Source organism: Pseudomonas sp. 13159349 (assembly GCF_013305685.1).
GTDB classification, from domain to species: Bacteria; Pseudomonadota; Gammaproteobacteria; order Pseudomonadales; family Pseudomonadaceae; genus Aquipseudomonas; species Aquipseudomonas asiatica.
The window spans coordinates 4,694,157-4,712,907 of record NZ_CP045553.1 but is presented as its reverse complement, the minus strand read 5'-3'; the positions used below and the strand labels follow the sequence as shown (position 1 = coordinate 4,712,907).

Sequence of the window (18,751 nt, the reverse complement as noted above, 5' to 3'; positions counted from 1 at the left end):
GCAGCCTTGTGCTGCGAAGAGGCCAGTAGGGAAACAGATTGTCTTCGGCAATAATGGCCTCTTCGCAGCACAAGGCTGCTCCTAAAGGTGCTGTGCATGCCCTGAAGTCAGCAACAAGGGATTCAGATAGTGTCGCGCAGCAGCTTCTGCCGCCAGCTTTCCTGCTCTTGTGCCGGCGCTTCGACCAGGTACGAATAGTGCCCTGCCACCCGCATCGCCACTGGCACCCCGTCGCGATACAACAGGCGGTTGCCACTCACCGCCGGCACTTTCGCCCCCGGCAGCAACGACCCGACCAGGTTCAGCGGGTCACTGGCACTCACCACCACCAGGGCCCCGTCCAATTCACGCCGCCGCACCTGCCGCAGCAGCCCCACCGCCTCAGGCAAGGCGAACTGTTCGCCGGCCAGCCCGGCAATGAAGCGCCCGCCACGAATCTCGCCACGCGCTTCCAGCCGGTGATAGCAGCGCAGCAGTTCGCGCCAGGGCGGCAGCACATCGCTTTCGCGCTCCAGCAGGCGCCAGCACACCACGCCATAGCGCCGAAGCAGGGCCCGGGCGATGTGCTCCAGGCGCTGGCCGTCGTCTACAGCACCCCTGCGCAGCAACGCCCAGCGCCCGGCATGGGACATGCTGCTGGACAGCGGTGGGTGGCCGCGTCGGCTGTTGCGCGATGTGCGTTTCGCCGCCGGGGTGATCAGGCTGCGTAGGCCGGTGAAGCTGTCGGCCCCCACCAGGCCTGCACCTACCAGCTCTTGCAAGGCCGTCTCCAGTTCGCTGGGCAGCAGGTGGGCGTCGTGTGCCAGCTCGTCGAAGAACAGCGCGCCATGTGCGTTCAGCACCTCGTGGACGCGTTGCGCCCGTGCGCCGAGGCTATCCAGGGCGGGTACGGGGGCAAGGCTGCGCCACAACCCAAGATGCTCGCGCGGCAGCAGCACCAGCGGTGTGCTCGACAAGGTGTTGCTCGACACGGTCGCCGCCAGCCGGCTCCAGGCAAACTGCCCGCTACGGCAGGCATCGTCGAGCCAGTGCGGGCTGTAGTCCTTGATACGTGCCAGCAGCAGTTCGGCCTCCCAGGCTCCGGCTGCACTCGGGAATCCTTGTAACTGGCCTAGTACCTCGGCCACGGCTTGCGGGCCGCGCAGGCACGTGTCGTTGGCCAGGTGCTGCCAGTCGAACAGAAAGCGCATGAAGTCCTGCAGGCTGACCGGCTCGATCTCCCGGCGCAGGCGTTTGACCGTGTAGCGGTGGATGCGCGCAAGCAGATGGCGTTCGCACCATTGCAGTTCGCTTGCGCCGGGGCTGAAATGCCCACGCAGCACATAGCCTTCGGTCTCCAGGTGGGCCAGGGCCTGTTCGATGGCTTGCGGTGGTTTGCCAAGTGCTACCGCAATCTGCGCACGGGTCAGCGGGCCATGGCCGCTCAGGCGGGCTCGCAACAGTTCGACCAGCGCAATGTCCGGCTCGATGGCCTGATCGAAGCCTGGCAGTACCTGCAACGCAGGTTCCAGCCGGGAGCCGGGATACAGCACCTGCAGCAGACTCAACCGCTCGCGTGCCAGCCACAGTTTTTCATCCACCAGGCGCAAGGCCCGGCCGGCCTTGGCCAATTGTCTGAGCAGCAGCTCCCAGCCGGCATTGCCCTGCACTTCGTCCTGGCTGATGGCACCCAGGCCCATCAACGCTTCATGCAGTTCGTCGGCGTTGCCCGGCTGCGGCCAGGCTTCGGCCGCCACGGCGGCAATCGCATCGGCGTCCAGCGCGCCCAGGTCGTCGCCGTTCTGCACCTCGTTCCAGCGCCGGTTGAGCACTGCCTGTGTGCGACGCTCTTCCAGTGGCGCGTCATCCAGGAAGGCATATGGCCGTGCATTGAGGATGGCCGCCGCCAACGGCGAAGGGGCGGGCAGATCGCGGCACAGCAGGCGTACCGTGCCGCTTTCCATGCGCCGCAAAAGTGCTAGCCAGCCTTCGCTATCCATCGCCTCGTGCAGGCAGTCGTCGAGGGTTTGCTCGACCAGCGGATGATCGGGAATCTGCCGCTCGCCGACGATGTTCTCCAGGCAGGCGATCTGGTCGGGGAACACGGCGGCAATCAGGTCTTCACTCTTCATCCGCTGGATCTGTGGCGCCACCTTGCGACCGCCGACAAAGCGCGGCAAGGCCATGGTCACGCTGGCGTTCCAGCGCCAGCGCACGCCGAACAGCGGCGCATCGAGCAGTGCCTGGACAAGGATCGACTCGGCGTTGCGGCTATTCAGGTAACGCCACACGTCGTCCAGTTCGAAGCTGTGGCTGGAGGACAGCGACAGCACGATGGCGTCCTCGCTGGCCGCCGCCTGCAACTCGAAGTTGAAGGTGCGGCAGAAGCGCTTGCGCAGGGCCAGGCCCCAGGCGCGGTTGATGCGGCTGCCGTAGGGCGAATGGATGATCAACTGGGTACCGCCGGACTCATCGAAGAAGCGCTCCATCACCAGCGTGTCCTGCGAGGGCAGGGCACCAAGCACTTCGCGGGTGCGGGCCAGGTAGTCGAGCAACTGGCCGGCGGCGTCTTCACCCAGTTCGAAGGTGGCCTGCAACCATGCCAGCACCTCGGCCTGGTTGTTGTCAGCCAGCTGTTGGTCGATCTGCGCCTGCAGCCGGGCCACCGCGGCGGACAGCTCGTCGCTGCGCCCCGGCGCCTCGCCCAGCCAGAATGGAATGGTCGGTGGAAGGCCATGGGCATCCTCCACCCGCACCCGGCCCGGCTCGACCCGCAGGATTCGATAGGAGGCATTGCCAAGCTGGAAGATGTCGCCGGCGATGCTTTCCACGGCGAAGTCTTCGTTGACGCTGCCGATGTTCAGCGCCTGCGGTTCGAGCAGCACGGCGTAGTCGGCGTTGTCGGGGATGGTGCCGCCGCTGGTCAGGGCGGTCAGCTGGCTGCCGCGGCGGCCACGCAGGGTGCCGCTCACCGCATCGCGGTGCAGATAGGCACTGCGCACGCCCTGGCGGCCGTTGTAGCCCTCGGCGAGCATGCGCAGCAGGGCCTGGTAATGTTGCTGGTCGAGTTCGGCATAGGGCGTGGCCTGGCGCAGGCAGTCGAACAGGGCTTGTTCGTGCCAGGGCTGGTTGCTGGCTTCGGCGACGATCTGCTGGGCCAGCACGTCCAGCGGCGCCCGTGGAATGTGCAGCTCGTCCAGCTCCCCCCGGCGTATGCAGTCGAGCAGGGCCACGCATTCGATCAGGTCATCGCGCGAGGTCGGGAACAAGCGGCCCTTTGGCACGCCATCGACCTGGTGGCTGGCGCGGCCGACCCGCTGCAGAAAGGCCGCTATCGAACCTGGTGAGGCGATCTGGCAGACCAGATCGATGTCACCGATATCGATGCCCAGCTCCAGCGATGCAGTGGCCACCAGCACCTGCAACTGGCCATTCTTCAGGCGTTGTTCGGCATCCAGGCGTAGTTCCTTGGCCAGGCTGCCGTGGTGCGCGGCAACCGCCTCCTTGCCCAGCCGGTCGCTGAGGTGGCGGGTGATGCGCTCGGCCAGGCGCCGGGTGTTGACGAACACCAGGGTGGTGCGGTGTTCGCGCGCCAGGGTGGCCAGGCGGTCATAGACCAGGCCCCAGACATCGGTGGACATCACTGCACCCAGCGGCACTGGCGGCACCTCGATGGCCAGGTCGCGCTGCCGAGCATGGCCGACATCGACGATTGCGCAGGGGCGGCCGTTGCCGACCAGAAATTGCGCCACCCGCTCGACCGGGCGTTGCGTGGCCGACAGGCCGATGCGCCGCAACGGCCGGTTGCACAGGGCCTGCAGGCGCTCCAGGGTCAGTGCCAGGTGGGCGCCGCGCTTGTTGCCTGCCAGGGCATGGATTTCGTCGACGATTACCGTGTGCACGCTGGCCAGGCCTTTACGGCCAGAAGCCGAGCCCATCAGCACGTAGAGCGATTCGGGGGTGGTCACCAGGATGTGCGGCGCCAGCTTGCGCATGGCGGCACGCTCCTTCTGCGGGGTGTCGCCGCTGCGCACGGCCGTGGTGATGCGCGGGGCGTTCAGGCCCTGGTCCGCGATGGCCTGGCTGATGCCTTCGAGCGGGGTTTGCAGGTTCAGGCGGATATCGTTGGAAAGCGCCTTGAGTGGCGAAACGTAGACCACCTGGGTTTGCGCTGGTAGCTCGCCTTGGTGCTCCAGGCCTTGGCGGAACAGTTCGTCGAGCACGGCCAGGAACGCACTGAGGGTCTTGCCCGAGCCGGTCGGTGCGGCTAGCAGCATCGACTGGCCCGCATGGATCAACGGCCAGGCCTGGGCCTGGGCATCGGTCACCGTAGCGAAGTGGCGACGGAACCAGGTGCGCACGGCGGGGTGGAACAGCTCGAGCACCGGGTGGTGTTTGGCGGGCAGGTTCATGTGTTGGTTATGGAGGGTGTGGGGCGGGTTGGCAAGGGGCCGTTCGTCTGCTGGATCGGCTACGACCTGTGTCGGCCTCTTCGCGGGTACTGCGCCGCTCTCTGGCCTTGTGGTGCACCTGTGGGAGCGGGTTCACCCGCGAAGAGGCCGGCACATGAGACACTGGCCTTGTCAGGGCAAGGACCCCCATGGGATCCTCCCCGGCCATTGTTTCAGGTGAGCCCCCATGCCCAACACCATCCGCATAGCCGCGGCCCTGTTGATCGACTCCCAAGGCCGCACCCTGCTGGTACGCAAGCGCGGCACCCAGGCTTTCATGCAGCCCGGCGGCAAGATCGATGCTGGCGAAACCCCGGTGCAGGCGCTGGTGCGCGAGCTGCATGAGGAACTAGGCCTGCACATCGACCCAGCTCAGGCCGTGCACCTGGGCCGGTTCAGCGCCCCGGCCGCCAACGAGCCGGGCTTCGAGGTACAGGCCGAACTGTTCCGTGTCGACAGCGCCGCAGCCGTGCTGCCGGCCGCGGAGATCGAGGAGGTGGTGTGGCTGGCCGCAGACCAGGCACCCGCCATGCAGCTTGCACCCCTGACCCGCGACCTGATCCTGCCGCTATACCGCCAGGCCGTCAGCGCACCGCGCTGACGCCATCGAGGGTGGCGAACGAGGTGTCCTTGGCCGTGAGCAAGAAGTCGCGCATATATGGCGCATCGAGCATGTCGGTGCGCACGGCGGCATAAAGCGTGGCGAACAGGCCTTTCTCACCCAGGCGCTTGCCCTTCACATACCCGCGCGAACTGTACTCGTGCAGCGCCCAGTGCGGCATGCCGCAAACGCCACGGCCACTGGCCACAAGTTGCATCATCATCACCGTCAGCTCCGATGTGCGCACGGCGGCGGGCTCGATGTCGGCTGGCTCCAGGAAGCGGGTGAAGATGTCCAGGCGGTCGCGCTCCACCGGGTAGGTGATGAGGGTCTGGTCGAGCAGGTCCTGCGGCACGATGTAGGGCTTGCTGGCCAACGGATGCTGGTTGGCCACCGCCAGCATCGCCTCGTAGGTGAACAGCGGCACGTAGGTGATGCCCGCCAGGTCCAGCGGGTCGGAGGTCACCACCAGGTCAAGGTCGCCGCGGGCCAGGGCCGGCAGTGGTGCGAAGGCAAAGCCGGAGGCCAGGTCCAGCTCCACCTCCGGCCAGGCGTCACGGAACTGGTCGATGGTCGGCATCAGCCACTGGAAGCAGCTGTGGCATTCGATGGCCATGTGCAGACGACCGGCGGTGCCGCCGGCCAGGCGCGCGATGTCACGTTCGGCGCCGCGCAGCAGCGGCAGGGTGGCATCGGCCAGTTGCAGCAGACGCAACCCGGCGCTGGTGAAGCGGATCGGCTTGGTCTTGCGCACGAACAGTGGCAGGCCCAGGCGTTCTTCCAGCTCCTTGAACTGGTGCGACAGCGCCGACTGAGTCAGGTGCAGGCGCTCGGCAGCCTCCACGAGGCTGTCGGCCTCGCGCAGGGCATGAAGGGTTTTCAGGTGACGGATCTCCAGCACAGCTGACTCCGGTGTGTGGACTTGAGGAAACAGGGAATGAGTTGAGTTTCCCTCATGTTGCCGCGCCTGTCGACTGGGCGTACCGCCGCACCGCCTGGCGGGAGTCATCAAACTGTCACTGAACTGTGGCAGCGCGCCCGAACAGAATTCATCAGACTCGCGCTCTACTGGGGATCTGCATTCTGGTGTTTCTTTCATGCGGGCTTTTTGGCTTTTTCTTTTCTTTGTATTCGGCGTACCTGCAAGTTTCGCTGAACAGCGTTGTGACGCCCACGTGCCGGTGCAGCGTGCCGAGCTGGGCGCGGTCAGCCTTGTCTACCAGAGCGTCGGTGCGCCACGCGACCCGGCCTTGCTGCTGGTGATGGGCCTTGGAGGGCAGCTGATCCACTGGCCGGACGACGTGGTCGAAGCGTTGTGCCGCCAGGGCTTTCGGGTGATCCGCTATGACAACCGCGATGTCGGCCTGTCACGCTGGAACCAGTTGCCACCGACGGCCAACCTGACGGTCGAACTGCTGCGCTACAAGCTGGGCCTGTCGGTGGCTGCGCCCTATACGCTGACCGACATGGCGGACGATGGCCTGCGCTTGATGGATGCGTTGGGCGTGCGCCAGTTTCATGTGCTGGGGGTGAGCATGGGCGGCATGATTGCCCAGCACCTGGCTGCCATGGCGCCCGAGCGCGTGCGCAGCCTGACGCTGGTCATGTCCAGTTCAGGGGCGGCGGGGTTGCCGGCGCCGGATCCGGCGCTGGTGCAGTTGCTGGCCCGGCGCAGCGCGCCGAACCGCGAAGTGGCCATTGAGCAGCAGGCTGATCTGCTGGCGGCGCTGGGTAGCCCCGAGGTGCGTGACGACCGTGCGGCCTTGCTGCAGCAAGCGGCCGTGGCCTACGACCGGGCGTTCAACCCTGAAGGGGCCAAGCGCCAGATCATGGCGATACTGGCCGAGCCGAGCAGGGTCGAGTTGCTTAACCAGTTGCGGGTGCCGACCCTGGTAGTGCATGGCACGGCCGACCCGTTGCTGCCGGTGATGCATGGCGTGCACCTGGCAGCACATATCCGGGGCAGCCAGCTGCGTTTGATACCGGGGTTGGCGCACCGCTTCCAGGAGCCGTTCAAGGCGCCGCTGCTGGGGGCGGTGTTGCCCTACCTGCAGGCACATCGGCAGGATGTCACGCATATCGCAGGGCTCTGAATTTCCATGCTTCCAGGCTGATGCTATCCCCTGTAGGAGCGGCCTTGTGTCGCGAAAGGGCCGCAAAGCGGCCCCGGCAATATTCGTTGCGAAGCTGAAATCGGGGGCCGCTACGCGCCCCATCGCGACACAAGGCCGCTCCTACACGGACCGCGTCAGCCGACTGCCTCAGTGCATCCGCACCCACAGGGTCACCAGCACGGTCGCAGCCATCAGCCAGGCCACCGTGGCCAGCGCCAGCGATGCCTCAAGGCGCATGCGGTCGACCAGTACATACAAGGTCGCCAGGTACACAAAGTACGGAATGATCGACCACATGCCGAACAGGATGGTGGTCTTCAGGTCGGCAATGCTGCGCCCCTTGCCGACAATGTAGTGGGCAATCAGGGCGAAGGTGGGGAACAGCGGCACCAGCCCGGCGATGTAGTAATTGCGTGTCTTCGACAGCACCGCCAGCAGCAGCACCACACCAGCACCCAAGGCAGCTTTGAATACCAGGTCCACGTTGTCTTTCCAGGTTGGGTTGAGGTCAGCCGAGGCCGTATTTCTTCACTTTGTCGAACAACGTGGTCTTGGCCATGCCCAGCTCCTGGCTGGCCTGGCTCAGGTTGCCACCAGTACGTTGCAGGGCATCGCTGAGCAGGTTGCGCTCGAACGCTTCCACCGCCTCGGCAAAGCCCAAGCCTTGGCTGGCACCACCGCTGGGGCCTTTCTTGAACGCAGGCAGGCCGAGGGCATAGCGTTCGGCGACGTTGCGCAGCTCACGCACGTTGCCCGGCCAGTCGTGGGTCATCAGGCGCGACAGGGTCTGGCTGTCCAGCGCAGGTGTTTCACGGTCGAAGCGCAGGGCCGACTGCTGCAGGAAGTGTTCGAACAGCTGCAGGATATCTTCGCGGCGCTCGCGTAGCGGCGGCAGCTCCAGTGTCACCACGTTCAGCCGGTAATACAGGTCGCTGCGGAACTGGCCACTTTGGCCCATGGCATCCAGGTCAGACTTGGTGGCGGCGATCACCCGGCAGTCCACCGGAATGCTCTGGTTCGAGCCCAGCCGCTCCAGGGTGCGCTCCTGCAGCACGCGCAACAGCTTGATCTGCAGGTTGATCGGCATGCTCTCCACTTCGTCGAGGAACAGCGTGCCGCCGTTGGCGTGTTCGATCTTGCCGATGCGGCGTTTGCCGGCACCGGTGAAGGCGTTGGCCTCGTGGCCGAAAATCTCGCTTTCGAACAGGTTTTCCGGCAAGCCGCCACAGTTAAGTGCCACGAACGGCTGGCCCTGACGACGGCTGAAGTCGTGCAGGCAGCGGGCGACCAGTTCCTTGCCGGTACCGGTTTCGCCTTCGATCAGCACGTTGGCCGAGGTATCGGCGACGTTGGCGATCAGCTCGCGCAGATGCTCCATGGCCGGCGAACGGCCAATGATGCGCCCCTCCAGGCTGTTTTGCTCGGCCAACTGGCGGCGCAGGGCCACCACTTCGCGCGACAGCCCGCGTTGTTCGAGGGCGCGGCGCACCACGTCGACCAGGCGCTCCGGGGAGAAGGGTTTTTCCATGAAGTCGTAGGCGCCATTGCGCATGGCGCCCACCGCCATGTCGATATCGCCGTGGCCGGTGATCAGTACCACCGGCAGGCTGCGGTCGCGGGCCTTGAGGCGGTTGAGCAGCTCCAGGCCATCGATGCCCGGCAGGCGTATATCGCTGACGACGATGCCGGCGAAGTCGTCGCCGATGCGCTCCAGCGCCTGCTCGGCGCTGCCCACACCTTCACAGGCGATGTCTTCCAGGGCCAGCGCCTGTTGGCAGCCGAGCAGCACATGCGGGTCGTCTTCGACGATCAGGACGGTAAGAGGCGCTTGGTTCATGGGTGCTCTGCCGATTCGCTAGGGGGTGAGACCAGGGGCAGGGCCAGGACGAAGGCCGTACCGCCGCTGGCGGGATGCTCGACGTTGAGGCTGCCCTTGGCGGCGGCGGCAAGGCTCGCCGACAGGGTCAGACCCAGGCCCAGGCCGTGTTCGCCCGGCTTGGTGGTGAAGAAAGGTTCGAACAGGTGCTTGCGCGCCTCGGCGTCGATGCCGTGGCCATTGTCGCGCACCTGCAAACGGTACTTGTCGCCCTGCAGCTCGCCCTCCAGCCACAGTTGCGGCAGCGGTTGGGCGGCCATGGCATCCAGGGCGTTGCCGATCAGGTTGACCAGGATCTGCTCCAGGCGGGTCTGGTCGATGGCAAGCTGCTGGTCCTCGAACTGATTGTGCAACTGCAGGTGGCAGGCGCTGATGCGGTTGGCCAGCACCTGCAAGGTAGCGTCCACCGCCTTGGCCAGCGAAGCCTGGCCACTGTCGTCGCTGCGTCGGGCGAACGAGCGCAGGCTGGCGGTGATTCGGCCCATGCGGTCGATCAGGTCGTTCATGGTACGCAGGTTGGTGCTGGCGGTTTCCAGCGCCCCGCGTTCGAGGAAGCGCACGGTGTTGCCGGACAACGTACGCAGCGCGGCCAGCGGTTGGTTCAGTTCGTGGGCAATGCTGGTGGACATCTGCCCGATGGCGGCCAGCTTGCCGGCCTGTACCAGTTCGTCCTGGGCGTGGCGCAGGGTCTGCTCGGCATGCCGGCGCTCGCGAATCTGGCCCTTCAGGCGTTCGTTGCTGGCACGCAGGTCGGCCGTGCGTTCGGTAATCCGTCGTTCCAGCTGGCTGTTGGCTTCCTGCAGGGCCTCGCGGGCTGCCAGGCGGGTGGCGATGACCTTGCGCCGTTCGTTCCAGGCGATGCCGAGGATCGCCAGCAAGGCGAAGGCCACGCCCACCAGGATGCCCTGTACCATGGATTCGCGGCGCAGGTCCTGCAGTGGGGTCAGCAGGGTGAAATGCCAGGGCGTGTCGACCAGGCGCCGGGTCTGGGCCAGGTAGGCCATTTCGCGGGCCTTGCCCTGTGCGGTTTCGCTGTTGGCCGGGAAGGTCAGCTTTTCCACACCATCGGCCAGGGTCTCCCGTGCCAGGGGCTGCAGTTCGTTCAGCGGCCACCAGTAGTACTGCAGGCTGCGAGCCAGGCGCTCCTTGATCTGCGGGGTCAGCGGGCGTACCGACTTCAGGCGCCGGGCAGGGTCGCTGGAGAGGATGATGATGCCGTTCTCGTCGCTGACGAACGCCTCCAGGCGGGCACGCTGCCAGCGCTCCTCGAGGGTGTCCAGGCGCACTTTGATCACCGCCACGCCAATGATCTTGCCATGCTCCTCCAGGCCGTGGGCCAGGTAATAGCCGGCCTCGCCGGTTGTACTGCCGATACCGTAGAAACGCCCGGGTTCGCCGCGCACGGCAGTCTGGAAGTAGGCCCGGAACGACAGGTCCTCGCCGAGGAACGAGTCGGCATCGCGCCAGTTGCTGGTAGCCTGGACACGGCCGTTGGTGTCGAGGACGAAGATGGCCCGGCTGCGGCTGCGCCGGTTCAGGCCTTCGAGGTATTCGTTGACGGTCTGCCGCGAGCCGCCGTCAGGGTCGGTGAGCAGATGCGAGACGCTGTCTTCCAGCTCCAGCAGGCTCGGCAGGTAGGTGTACTTGCTGATTTCGCTCTCGACCGTGCGCGCGTGCAGCTCCAGCTGGCGCTCGCCGTTTTCGCTGAGGGTGCGGATGCCGCTGCTCTCGCTGATCAGGTAGCCAGCCATTCCCAGGCCGACCATCAGCAGGATGATCAGTGGCGGTAACAGCAATTGGCGGAGCAGGCGGGATTTCACGGCAGGCTTGGCAGGGAGAAGAAGCGAAGGATCGCATTTCATCACAGTGGCCTTGTCACGACCAGCGCCTGCTGCCCGAAGGGCAGCGGCGCCGACCGCTTCAGTGAAGCAAAATCAGTGTTGCAGGATCTTGCTGAGGAAGTGCTGGGTACGTTCGTGGCGGGCACTCGGGTTGCCGAAGAAGTCTTCCTTCTGGCAATCCTCGATGATGTTGCCCTTGTCCATGAAGATCACGCGGTTGGCCACCTTGCGGGCGAAGCCCATTTCGTGGGTCACGCACATCATGGTCATGCCTTCGTGGGCCAGCTCGACCATCACGTCCAGTACTTCGTTGACCATTTCCGGGTCCAGGGCCGAGGTCGGTTCGTCGAACAGCATGACGATCGGGTCCATCGACAGAGCGCGGGCGATGGCTACGCGCTGCTGCTGGCCGCCGGACAGCTGGCCGGGGTGCTTCTTGGCGTGGGCACCGAGGCCGACGCGGTCGAGCAGGGCCAGGCCCTTCTTGGTCGCTTCTGCTTCGCTGCGGCCAAGCACCTTGCGCTGGGCGATGGTCAGGTTCTCGGTGATGGACAGGTGCGGGAACAGCTCGAAGTGCTGGAACACCATGCCAACGCGCGAACGCAGCTTGGGCAGGTTGGTCTTGGGGTCGGCGATCGAGGTGCCGTCGACCACGATGTCACCTTTCTGGAACGGCTCCAGGGCGTTGACGCACTTGATCAGGGTGGACTTGCCCGAGCCCGACGGGCCGCAGACCACCACCACTTCACCCTTCTTGACCTCGGTGCTGCAGTCGGTCAGTACCTGGAAGTCCCCGTACCACTTGTTTACGTTCTTGATGGAAATCATACGGCGATCCTTTTTTGCAGGCGCTTGACCAGCCACGAAGCGGAGAAGCTGATGAGGAAGTACACGACACCGGCGAAGATCAGGAACTCATGGGAGCGCCCGATGATGTCGCCGTTGGAGCGTGCCGAGTTGAGGAAGTCCACCAGGCCCACGGTGTAGACCAGCGAGGTGTCCTGGAACAGGATGATGCTCTGCTGCAAAAGCAGCGGCGTCATCTTGCGGAAGGCCTGGGGCAGGATGATAAGGCGCATGGTCTGGCCGTAGGTCATGCCCAGGGCCTGGGCGGCGCCCATCTGGCCTTTGGAGATCGACTGCACGCCGGCGCGGACGATTTCGCAGAAGTACGCGGCCTCGAACATCATGAATGCCACCACGCAGGAGGTGAAGGCACCTACCGGGGTGTCCTCGCCGGTAATCCAGCGCAGCACGAATGGTACCGCCAGGTAGAACCAGGTGATTACCAGCAGCAGCGGGATCGAGCGGAAGTAGTTGACGTAGGCGCCGGCCACGTTCGACAGCAGCTTGCTCGACGACAGGCGCATCAGGGCCAGGATGGTCCCTAGTACAATGCCGCCAACCACGCCCATTATCATCAACTGCAGGGTCATGACCATGCCTTCCCAAAGGGCAGGCAGGGCCGGGATGATTTCGCTGAAATCCATGTCCATTTATTTGCCCCCTACGGAAATCAGGCCGGGCACCGAGACTTTCTTCTCGACCATGCGCATCAGCAGCATCAGGCCCATGTTCAGGGTGAAGTAGATCAGCGTGGCCAAAGTGAAGGCCTCGAACAGGTTCGCCGAGAACTCAGCGGTCTGCTTGGTTTGTGCCAGCAGTTCCATCAGGCCGATCAGCGACGCCACCGACGAGTTCTTGAACACGTTCAGGAATTCCGAGGTGAGCGGCGGAATGATGATCCGGTAGGCTTGTGGCAGCAGCACGTTGGTGTAGATCTGCGACAGGCTGAAGCCCATGGCGCGGGCGGCGGCTTCCTGGCCGCGGGGCAGCGCCTGGATGCCGGTACGCACCTGCTCGCACACGCGGGCGGCAGTGAACAGGCCCAGGCAGATGACCACGCTGATCAGCGCCGAGGTGGTCGGGTTGAGGTCCTGCTTGAACCATTCCTGCAGGCCTTCTGGCAACAGGTCTGGCACCAGGAAGTACCAGATGAACAGCTGCACCAGCAGCGGTACGTTGCGGAACAGCTCCACATAGGCGGTGGCGATACCCGATACCAAACGGTTCGGCACGGTGCGCATGACACCGAGGACCGAGCCCAGCAGCAAGGCGATGACCCAGGCGGAGATGGCGATGGCGATGGTCCAGCCCAGGCCGGTGACGTACCAGTCCAGATAGGTTTCGCTGCCCACGCCGGTGGACTTGAAGAACACGCCCCAGTCCCAGTTGTAATTCATCGGGATTTCCCCTCAGACGGTTGTTTCACGGGCACCTTCCAACATCCGAGGGCATAAGCCCTCGGATGAAAGGTTAGACACTAACGGGTGGCCTGCAGGTTTAATTCGCGCTTTGCAGCGCAACAGGCCATGGGCTGGTGGTCAGGACTTTTTCTCGTCCGCAGCCTTGTCGGTCGGCTCGGCGATCAGTTTCTTCAGCTCGTCGCTCATCGGGAATTGCAGGTTCAGACCCTTCGGCGGGATTGGCTGTTGGAACCATTTGTCGTAGCTCTTGTTGACTTCGCCCGACTTGAAGTAGCCGACGATGGCGTCATCGACCGCTTTCTTGAAGGCCGCGTCATCCTTGCGCACCATGCAGCCGTAGATCTCGTAGGACTGCGGGGTACCGGTGATGACCCAGTCCGACGGTTTGCGAGCCTTGGCCATTTCGCCGGCGAGCAGGGCGTCGTCCATCATGAAGGCCACGGCGCGGCCGCTTTCGAGCATGTTGAAGGCTTCACCGTGGTCCTTGGCGGAAATCACGTTCATCTTCATCTGCTTGTCGGCGTTCATCGCCTTGAGGATGCGCTCGGAGGTGGTACCTGCGGTGGTTACCACGTTCTTGCCGGCCAGGTCCGGGAAGTCCTTGTATGCCGGCTGACCGTCCTTGACCTTGGTCAGCAGGCGGGTACCGACTTCGAAGATACCGACCGAGAAGCCGACTTGCTGCTGGCGCTCGACGTTGTTGGTGGTGGAGCCGCACTCGAGGTCTACGGTGCCGTTCTGCACCAGCGGGATGCGGGTCTGGGAGGTGACGAGGTTGTAGCGGACCTTGATGTCCGTGCCCAGCTGCTTCTTCAGGGCGTCGACGACAGCCAGCTGGATGTCATGCGAGTAGCCCACGGGCTCGGGCTTGCCGGCCAGGTAGGAAAACGGGATGGAGGAGTCGCGGTGGCCCAGGGTGATGGTGCCCGACTCCTTGATCTTCTTCAGGGTGCCGGTCAGTTCTTCGGCCATGGCCGGCGAAGCGATCACGGCGGCCGCGATGGCGGCGCCCAGCAATTGACGAACGATGCGCATCAAATTTTCCTCGACGTGTTTGTTTTTTTTATGGAGCCGTTGGCGGACTCTTCGTTCAACGAATACAGAAATAAACGATTGCATTCGGCTACCAAGTGTAGAGCATGAGTCGTGCCAAGCTCTGGCATTGATCATAACGCCTCGAATTCATTGGGAATCAACCTTTTGCTTTCATCGTGTGACGGTAAGTTTCATTCGCCATACCGAATGAATGGCGGTTAATCGTTCGGAAATCCGAACGGATTTGCCAGCCCTGCATCGCAATGCACGAGCGATCAGGACCGCTGCCATGCAGCGCCTGATCGCAGTGCTGCCAGCCTGGTCAGTGGGGCATGAGCCGCTCTTTCGGCGTCTGGTTCCAGCGCGCCCAGGCCTCGGTAGTGAGGGTGCGTATCAGCACTGACTCCTCGGCGGCAAGTTCGCGCATCAAAACCCTGGCCTGGTCTTCATAGCCCGCTTCCTGGCCGGCCACGGCCCGTGCCTCGAGCGCTTCCATTCGCTCGTAATAAGGCCTTGCGGTCGCCTCGAAACGGTCAGCATAGGTTTCTCGCAGGTAGTTCTGCCAGTAAGGGCGGCCTGCAAGCGCGTCCAGCATCGACAAGGTGCTGTAGCTTTGCAGTACTTCTATTTCTGCTGCGTTCAGATCCCGCGTTGTCACGTGGGCGAATGATGCGAAGTGCATCTCATCCGGTGGTGCTGGCAAGTCAAGTGGCCCCGTCAGCCGCAGGCGATAGAAAAGCCGAACTTCGATTTCATCTACTCTGCGTCCTGCTTCGCGCAGGGCCTGGATGTGCCGGTTGGCAATATCGTCAAGCAGGTCCAGGCGGTGCAGCTGGCCGCCCAGATACAGCAGGTGGCTCTCTCTCATTTCCGCTGGCACCCCTTCGATGCCCTGAAAGGCCAGCACGCCCACTTCCATCTGGTTGAGCAGCAGCAACAGGCGGTCCTCGCAGGTACGCGGCCCGTCGGCCTCGCGAAACAACTGCTCGCGTAACGCTTCATTGTTTTCGCAGGCTTCGAGGATGTGCCAGAGACGGCGTCGATAATGCCGCGGATGGGCCTCGAAGTCTTCGCTCTGGGCAAAGTCGGCCAGGAATCTGAACAGGCCTCCAGAGCCCGGCTCCTCGCTCAGGCGGTCCCAGGCTGCCTCCCGTTCTGCACGGAGGAGCTCGTTTCTGGACGCTACCCAGGTTGCACGGGTTTCTTCATCTATTGGCTCGTGGGCATACGACGCGCTGCCTCGGGCGCCTGTTTCGCTGGCACCCTGTGCTTCGTCCAGATACTCGATGCTGCCTTCGCTCAACGGATTGTCATGCAGGTTCAGCCTTTGCAGGCGCAGGCGCAAGCCGCGCATCTCGCGCTGCAACTCGCTGATTCTGTTGTCGCGCAAGTCGATATGGGCGCGTAGCGCTACGTTCTGGTGGACCAGGCCAATATCCGCCTGGCCCGTTGCTCGCAGGCGCAGGTCCCGCACATGTGGCAAGGCCGAGAGGTCGGGCATGCCGTTGAGGGGGTTGTAATTGAGTATCAGGGTATCCAGCCGCTGCAACTGAGCCAGGCGGCTGCCACCTGCTGCGTCCATCGCAATCAGGTTGTTGCTCAGGTTCAAGCGCCGTAGCTGGCTGAGGCCCTCGATGCCCTCGGGAACCAATGTCAGCCGGTTGCCGCTCAGGTCCAGGTCCACGACGTTGGGGAACAGCCTTAGGAAGCGCGCATCGATCTGCTGCAGGCGCATGTTGCGTAACGTCAGCCGGCGCACGTGTCGGTATTCCACACCCTCCGGCAGGTCTGGCAAGGCATCGATGTGCTCGCCGTCTATGGTCAGTTCATATTGGTCGTTGCCGTCCACCAGTTTGCGCCGCCAACTGCGGCGAAGGGTATCGGCTACCCGGCGTCTGCGAATGGCGTCGATCGGAGATTGCCAACCGGCCTGCCAGACCCGAAGTGTTTCGCGCAGGTCGGCAAGCTGGCGTTGCAGCGCCTGGTAATGGTCCCACAAGCTCTCCCCGCGCTGGCGGACTGCTTCGAGGTAAGCGTCCAGTTGCAGTTCGGAGAGTGTGGGGAATATTTGATGGATCCCTCGGCGAATAGCGCTTTGGCTGCTTTCACCACCGCCGCTGAGTGTATAGGCCAGCCTGCCGTCGGCGAAACGCCGGGGCGGCCTGATAGTTGCGCGGATGCCGGGCAGGTCGAGCAGGCTAGCCGTGGAGTCGCGATCCTGTTCGGCTGCCATGGCCAGTTTGTCGCGCAGTTCCCTGAGCTGCAGGTTGCGGTTCCCCAACCGGTTTTTCTGCTCGTCGTCCAGGCACCGCAGGAGCGCTGCCAGCAAGGACTTGCCCTGGGTTTCTTCGCCATCCAGGGCGTAGCCTTGCTCATTTTTGACAATGGTGCGCACCTTCTGCGCGGTCTCGCTCTGGCTGGCGAATATCTGTAATCCCTCCGGGCCGCCGTGGCGTAATTCGACCCGTACTGAGTCTGGCCACGGGGCTTCCCGCTCGATGAGGCGTAGCGCCAGTATTTCGCTATCGGTGTTGGTCAGGTTCTGTAGGCGCAAGCCGAGACAAGCTCGGTCAATACGGCTGGCATGTTCATACCATCGTGCATGTTGCGCCATGCTCAGTGGTATCCGCCCGGAAGCATGCAACTGTTCTATCTGGGCGCTACTGCAATGGTCGATGACTTCCTGGGCGCCCCTTGGCGACAGCCCCCGGAAGGCGCCGATCAGCTTGGCCTGGTCGATGGATAGCGGTGTTTGCCATGCCTGAAGTTTTTGTTCGAAGGCCAGCCCTTTCAGGGTCGGATCCTGCTGGTGCAACTTGATCCGGTCGTGGATGTCTAGCAGCCGCGCGGGTGGTGGAGCGTTCTCCAGGCAAAGTCGGCGCAGCTGGTCCACGGACAGGCCTGTGACCTGCAGAAGCATCCGGCCATGGTCTGACAACGTGTCGGCAAAGTGCTCCCCTTGCAGGCCTTCCAATAATACCGAGACATTTTCCTCGGCAGGCAGGTAGCGGAGGTTTCTGGTCAGCCTTACGCCGCGGCCGGGCAACACCGTTGGCGCAAGCCTGTCGACAAAAGGTATTCGTCGCAGCGTATGCAGCGCACCTGCAGTCAGGCCTGTGGTCGCCAGGCCCTGGGCTACGTTGAACAAGTGCTCCAGTGCACCTTGGCGATCACCTAGCTGCCAGTCCTGGTAGCCTTCGTAGACTTCATCGAGCAATTGCGCCGCGCTGACGACCAGCAGCAGGTCTCCCAATACCGGTACGACCAGAGCTGCCAGCCCCAGCAGGTCCAACCCGGCGCTGAGCATGCCCTGCAAGCGCTGATGTCTGCTCAGGCGGTCTTCGACGTCCGTGGGCACAGCCAGGTAGGCTGCATCATCGAACATTCGTCCGAGCAAAAGCGCTCGTACATGTGCGAACACATCCCCCTCTATGGGCAGGTTTCGCCCGTCGAGCTGCAGTTTCTTTGCTCCAGGCGACGCTACCAGCCGTTGTGCAAGTTCCTTGTCGAAAGCGCTTGTGTCCCGCGCCTTGATGAAACGCTTGAAAAACCTGCGGAATGGCTGCTGTTTGAGGCGAGTGGCCAGGTCGCTGTACACATCGTTCCAACTGTCGTAAAAGCACAGGCTTTGCCCGGGGGCATCGGGTATCCAGACGATGATCTCGTCGATGTCGGCAGCCAAGGCAGGGCGCCATTCGAGAGTGATGACCCCCGTCACGCACTTGCCGAGCAGATAGAGTTGGCGAGGTGTCAGCGTGCCTTTGCCATAGGGTGTGAGCGCAGGGGTTTCCAGCATCGACCGCAGCCGAAGCAGATCCCGCTCATCCAGTTGCCGCTTGAACCTGGCCTCGTAAACCGCTGCTTGCATGCGCGTTCGTACGCCGGTTTCAAACAGGTGCCTTATTGTCGTGCGCGCCTGATCGCCCGGCTGGCCACGCCCAGCCTTGGGTTCGAGCACTGTCTTGAGCAGCACCTGATACTTGCCGCCCAGATCCAGCGAGCGGCACAGGCGAACGAATTGCTCGAAGGTCATGGCCAGCTTTTCGCCTTTCTCGTTTTCCAGATGCGCTTTACGCAACAGCCACGGTTCAGCTTCGTGTGCTTCGAAGTTATGCAGGGCGGCAGCCAGCAGGGTTTGTCGTGTGCTATGGATTACAGTCGGCTTGTAGAAATGCTCTGCGGCCGAAGGTAGTTGGAACTCTTCGCTCACGACCACGTGACCCCGTCGCGCGTCGATATGCCCCAGTCTCTGCTCACGCAGCGCGCGTTCGAGCAGGGGCAGGGCGAAGTCTTCGAGGCGAGGGATTCTTTCGAGCAGATGGCGAAGCCTGTCCGCTGCCTGTTGTTGTGCACCCAAGGCCTTGCCGTAGGCTTGCAGGTGCGTTGTGTCGGCGCTGGTCAACCAGTCAGGCAGTTGCTGGGCGATCAGGGCGTCGACTGAATAGGACGGGTTGTATTCGGTGGGTCGCACGTGATGTTCTCCGGGGTTTGAAAGACCCCAGAGCATCACGCCGATAATGTGGTTTGGCGGTAGTTACTGCTGCGCCGAATGGCCCGCTTGCGCCTGGCGCGTATGGGCGGGCCAGG

General features: G+C 63.7%; 12 protein-coding genes. 2 read left to right on the top strand and 10 right to left on the bottom strand.

What is annotated here, in order from left to right; translation table 11 throughout:
* Positions 1 to 122: 122 nt before the first annotated feature.
* Entirely contained in the window at positions 123 to 4,391 is a 4,269-nt protein-coding gene (locus GEV38_RS21745) for a DEAD/DEAH box helicase (protein WP_173896015.1), read from the bottom strand.
* 226 nt (positions 4,392 to 4,617) lie between these two features.
* Between GEV38_RS21745 and GEV38_RS21740 the strand changes: the two genes are divergently transcribed.
* Positions 4,618 to 5,031 (top strand): NUDIX domain-containing protein, encoded by a 414-nt coding sequence (locus GEV38_RS21740; RefSeq protein ID WP_054573736.1) that lies wholly within the window; start codon positions 4,618 to 4,620, stop codon positions 5,029 to 5,031.
* On the opposite strand, the gene metR is transcribed toward GEV38_RS21740, so the two are convergent.
* Positions 5,015 to 5,932 carry a transcriptional regulator MetR gene (gene metR, locus GEV38_RS21735; protein WP_003258025.1) on the bottom strand — a complete coding sequence of 306 codons (918 nt, stop codon included), beginning with the start codon at positions 5,930 to 5,932 and terminating at the stop codon, positions 5,015 to 5,017. The genes GEV38_RS21740 and metR overlap by 17 nt on opposite strands.
* Before the next feature lie 196 nt (positions 5,933 to 6,128).
* Between metR and GEV38_RS21730 the strand changes: the two genes are divergently transcribed.
* Complete coding sequence (locus tag GEV38_RS21730) at positions 6,129 to 7,124, top strand: alpha/beta fold hydrolase (protein ID WP_015271578.1); 996 nt, start codon at positions 6,129 to 6,131, stop codon at positions 7,122 to 7,124.
* Positions 7,125 to 7,292: 168 nt separating this feature from the next.
* Here GEV38_RS21730 and GEV38_RS21725 read toward each other — a convergent pair whose 3' ends face one another.
* From GEV38_RS21725 to GEV38_RS21690, 8 genes are all read right to left on the bottom strand, one after another.
* Entirely contained in the window at positions 7,293 to 7,628 is a 336-nt protein-coding gene (locus GEV38_RS21725; protein WP_015271577.1) for a GlpM family protein, read from the bottom strand.
* A gap of 25 nt (positions 7,629 to 7,653) precedes the next feature.
* Positions 7,654 to 8,982 carry a sigma-54 dependent transcriptional regulator gene (locus tag GEV38_RS21720; RefSeq protein WP_054573735.1) on the bottom strand — a complete coding sequence of 443 codons (1,329 nt, stop codon included), beginning with the start codon at positions 8,980 to 8,982 and terminating at the stop codon, positions 7,654 to 7,656.
* Positions 8,979 to 10,883 carry an ATP-binding protein gene (locus GEV38_RS21715; protein WP_015271576.1) on the bottom strand — a complete coding sequence of 635 codons (1,905 nt, stop codon included), beginning with the start codon at positions 10,881 to 10,883 and terminating at the stop codon, positions 8,979 to 8,981. Before GEV38_RS21715 ends, GEV38_RS21720 begins: the two co-directional genes overlap by 4 nt.
* A 72-nt stretch (positions 10,884 to 10,955) precedes the next feature.
* Positions 10,956 to 11,690 carry an amino acid ABC transporter ATP-binding protein gene (locus GEV38_RS21710; RefSeq protein ID WP_003258023.1) on the bottom strand — a complete coding sequence of 245 codons (735 nt, stop codon included), beginning with the start codon at positions 11,688 to 11,690 and terminating at the stop codon, positions 10,956 to 10,958.
* Complete coding sequence (locus GEV38_RS21705; RefSeq protein ID WP_013973970.1) at positions 11,687 to 12,358, bottom strand: amino acid ABC transporter permease; 672 nt, start codon at positions 12,356 to 12,358, stop codon at positions 11,687 to 11,689. Before GEV38_RS21705 ends, GEV38_RS21710 begins: the two co-directional genes overlap by 4 nt.
* On the bottom strand, positions 12,359 to 13,105 hold the full coding sequence (locus GEV38_RS21700; protein WP_015271574.1) for an amino acid ABC transporter permease: 747 nt from the start codon (positions 13,103 to 13,105) through the stop codon (positions 12,359 to 12,361).
* A gap of 141 nt (positions 13,106 to 13,246) precedes the next feature.
* Complete coding sequence (locus tag GEV38_RS21695) at positions 13,247 to 14,164, bottom strand: glutamate/aspartate ABC transporter substrate-binding protein (protein ID WP_015271573.1); 918 nt, start codon at positions 14,162 to 14,164, stop codon at positions 13,247 to 13,249.
* A 322-nt stretch (positions 14,165 to 14,486) separates the two neighbouring features.
* Positions 14,487 to 18,671 carry an NEL-type E3 ubiquitin ligase domain-containing protein gene (locus GEV38_RS21690; RefSeq protein WP_256674055.1) on the bottom strand — a complete coding sequence of 1,395 codons (4,185 nt, stop codon included), beginning with the start codon at positions 18,669 to 18,671 and terminating at the stop codon, positions 14,487 to 14,489.
* Positions 18,672 to 18,751: the final 80 nt, after the last annotated feature.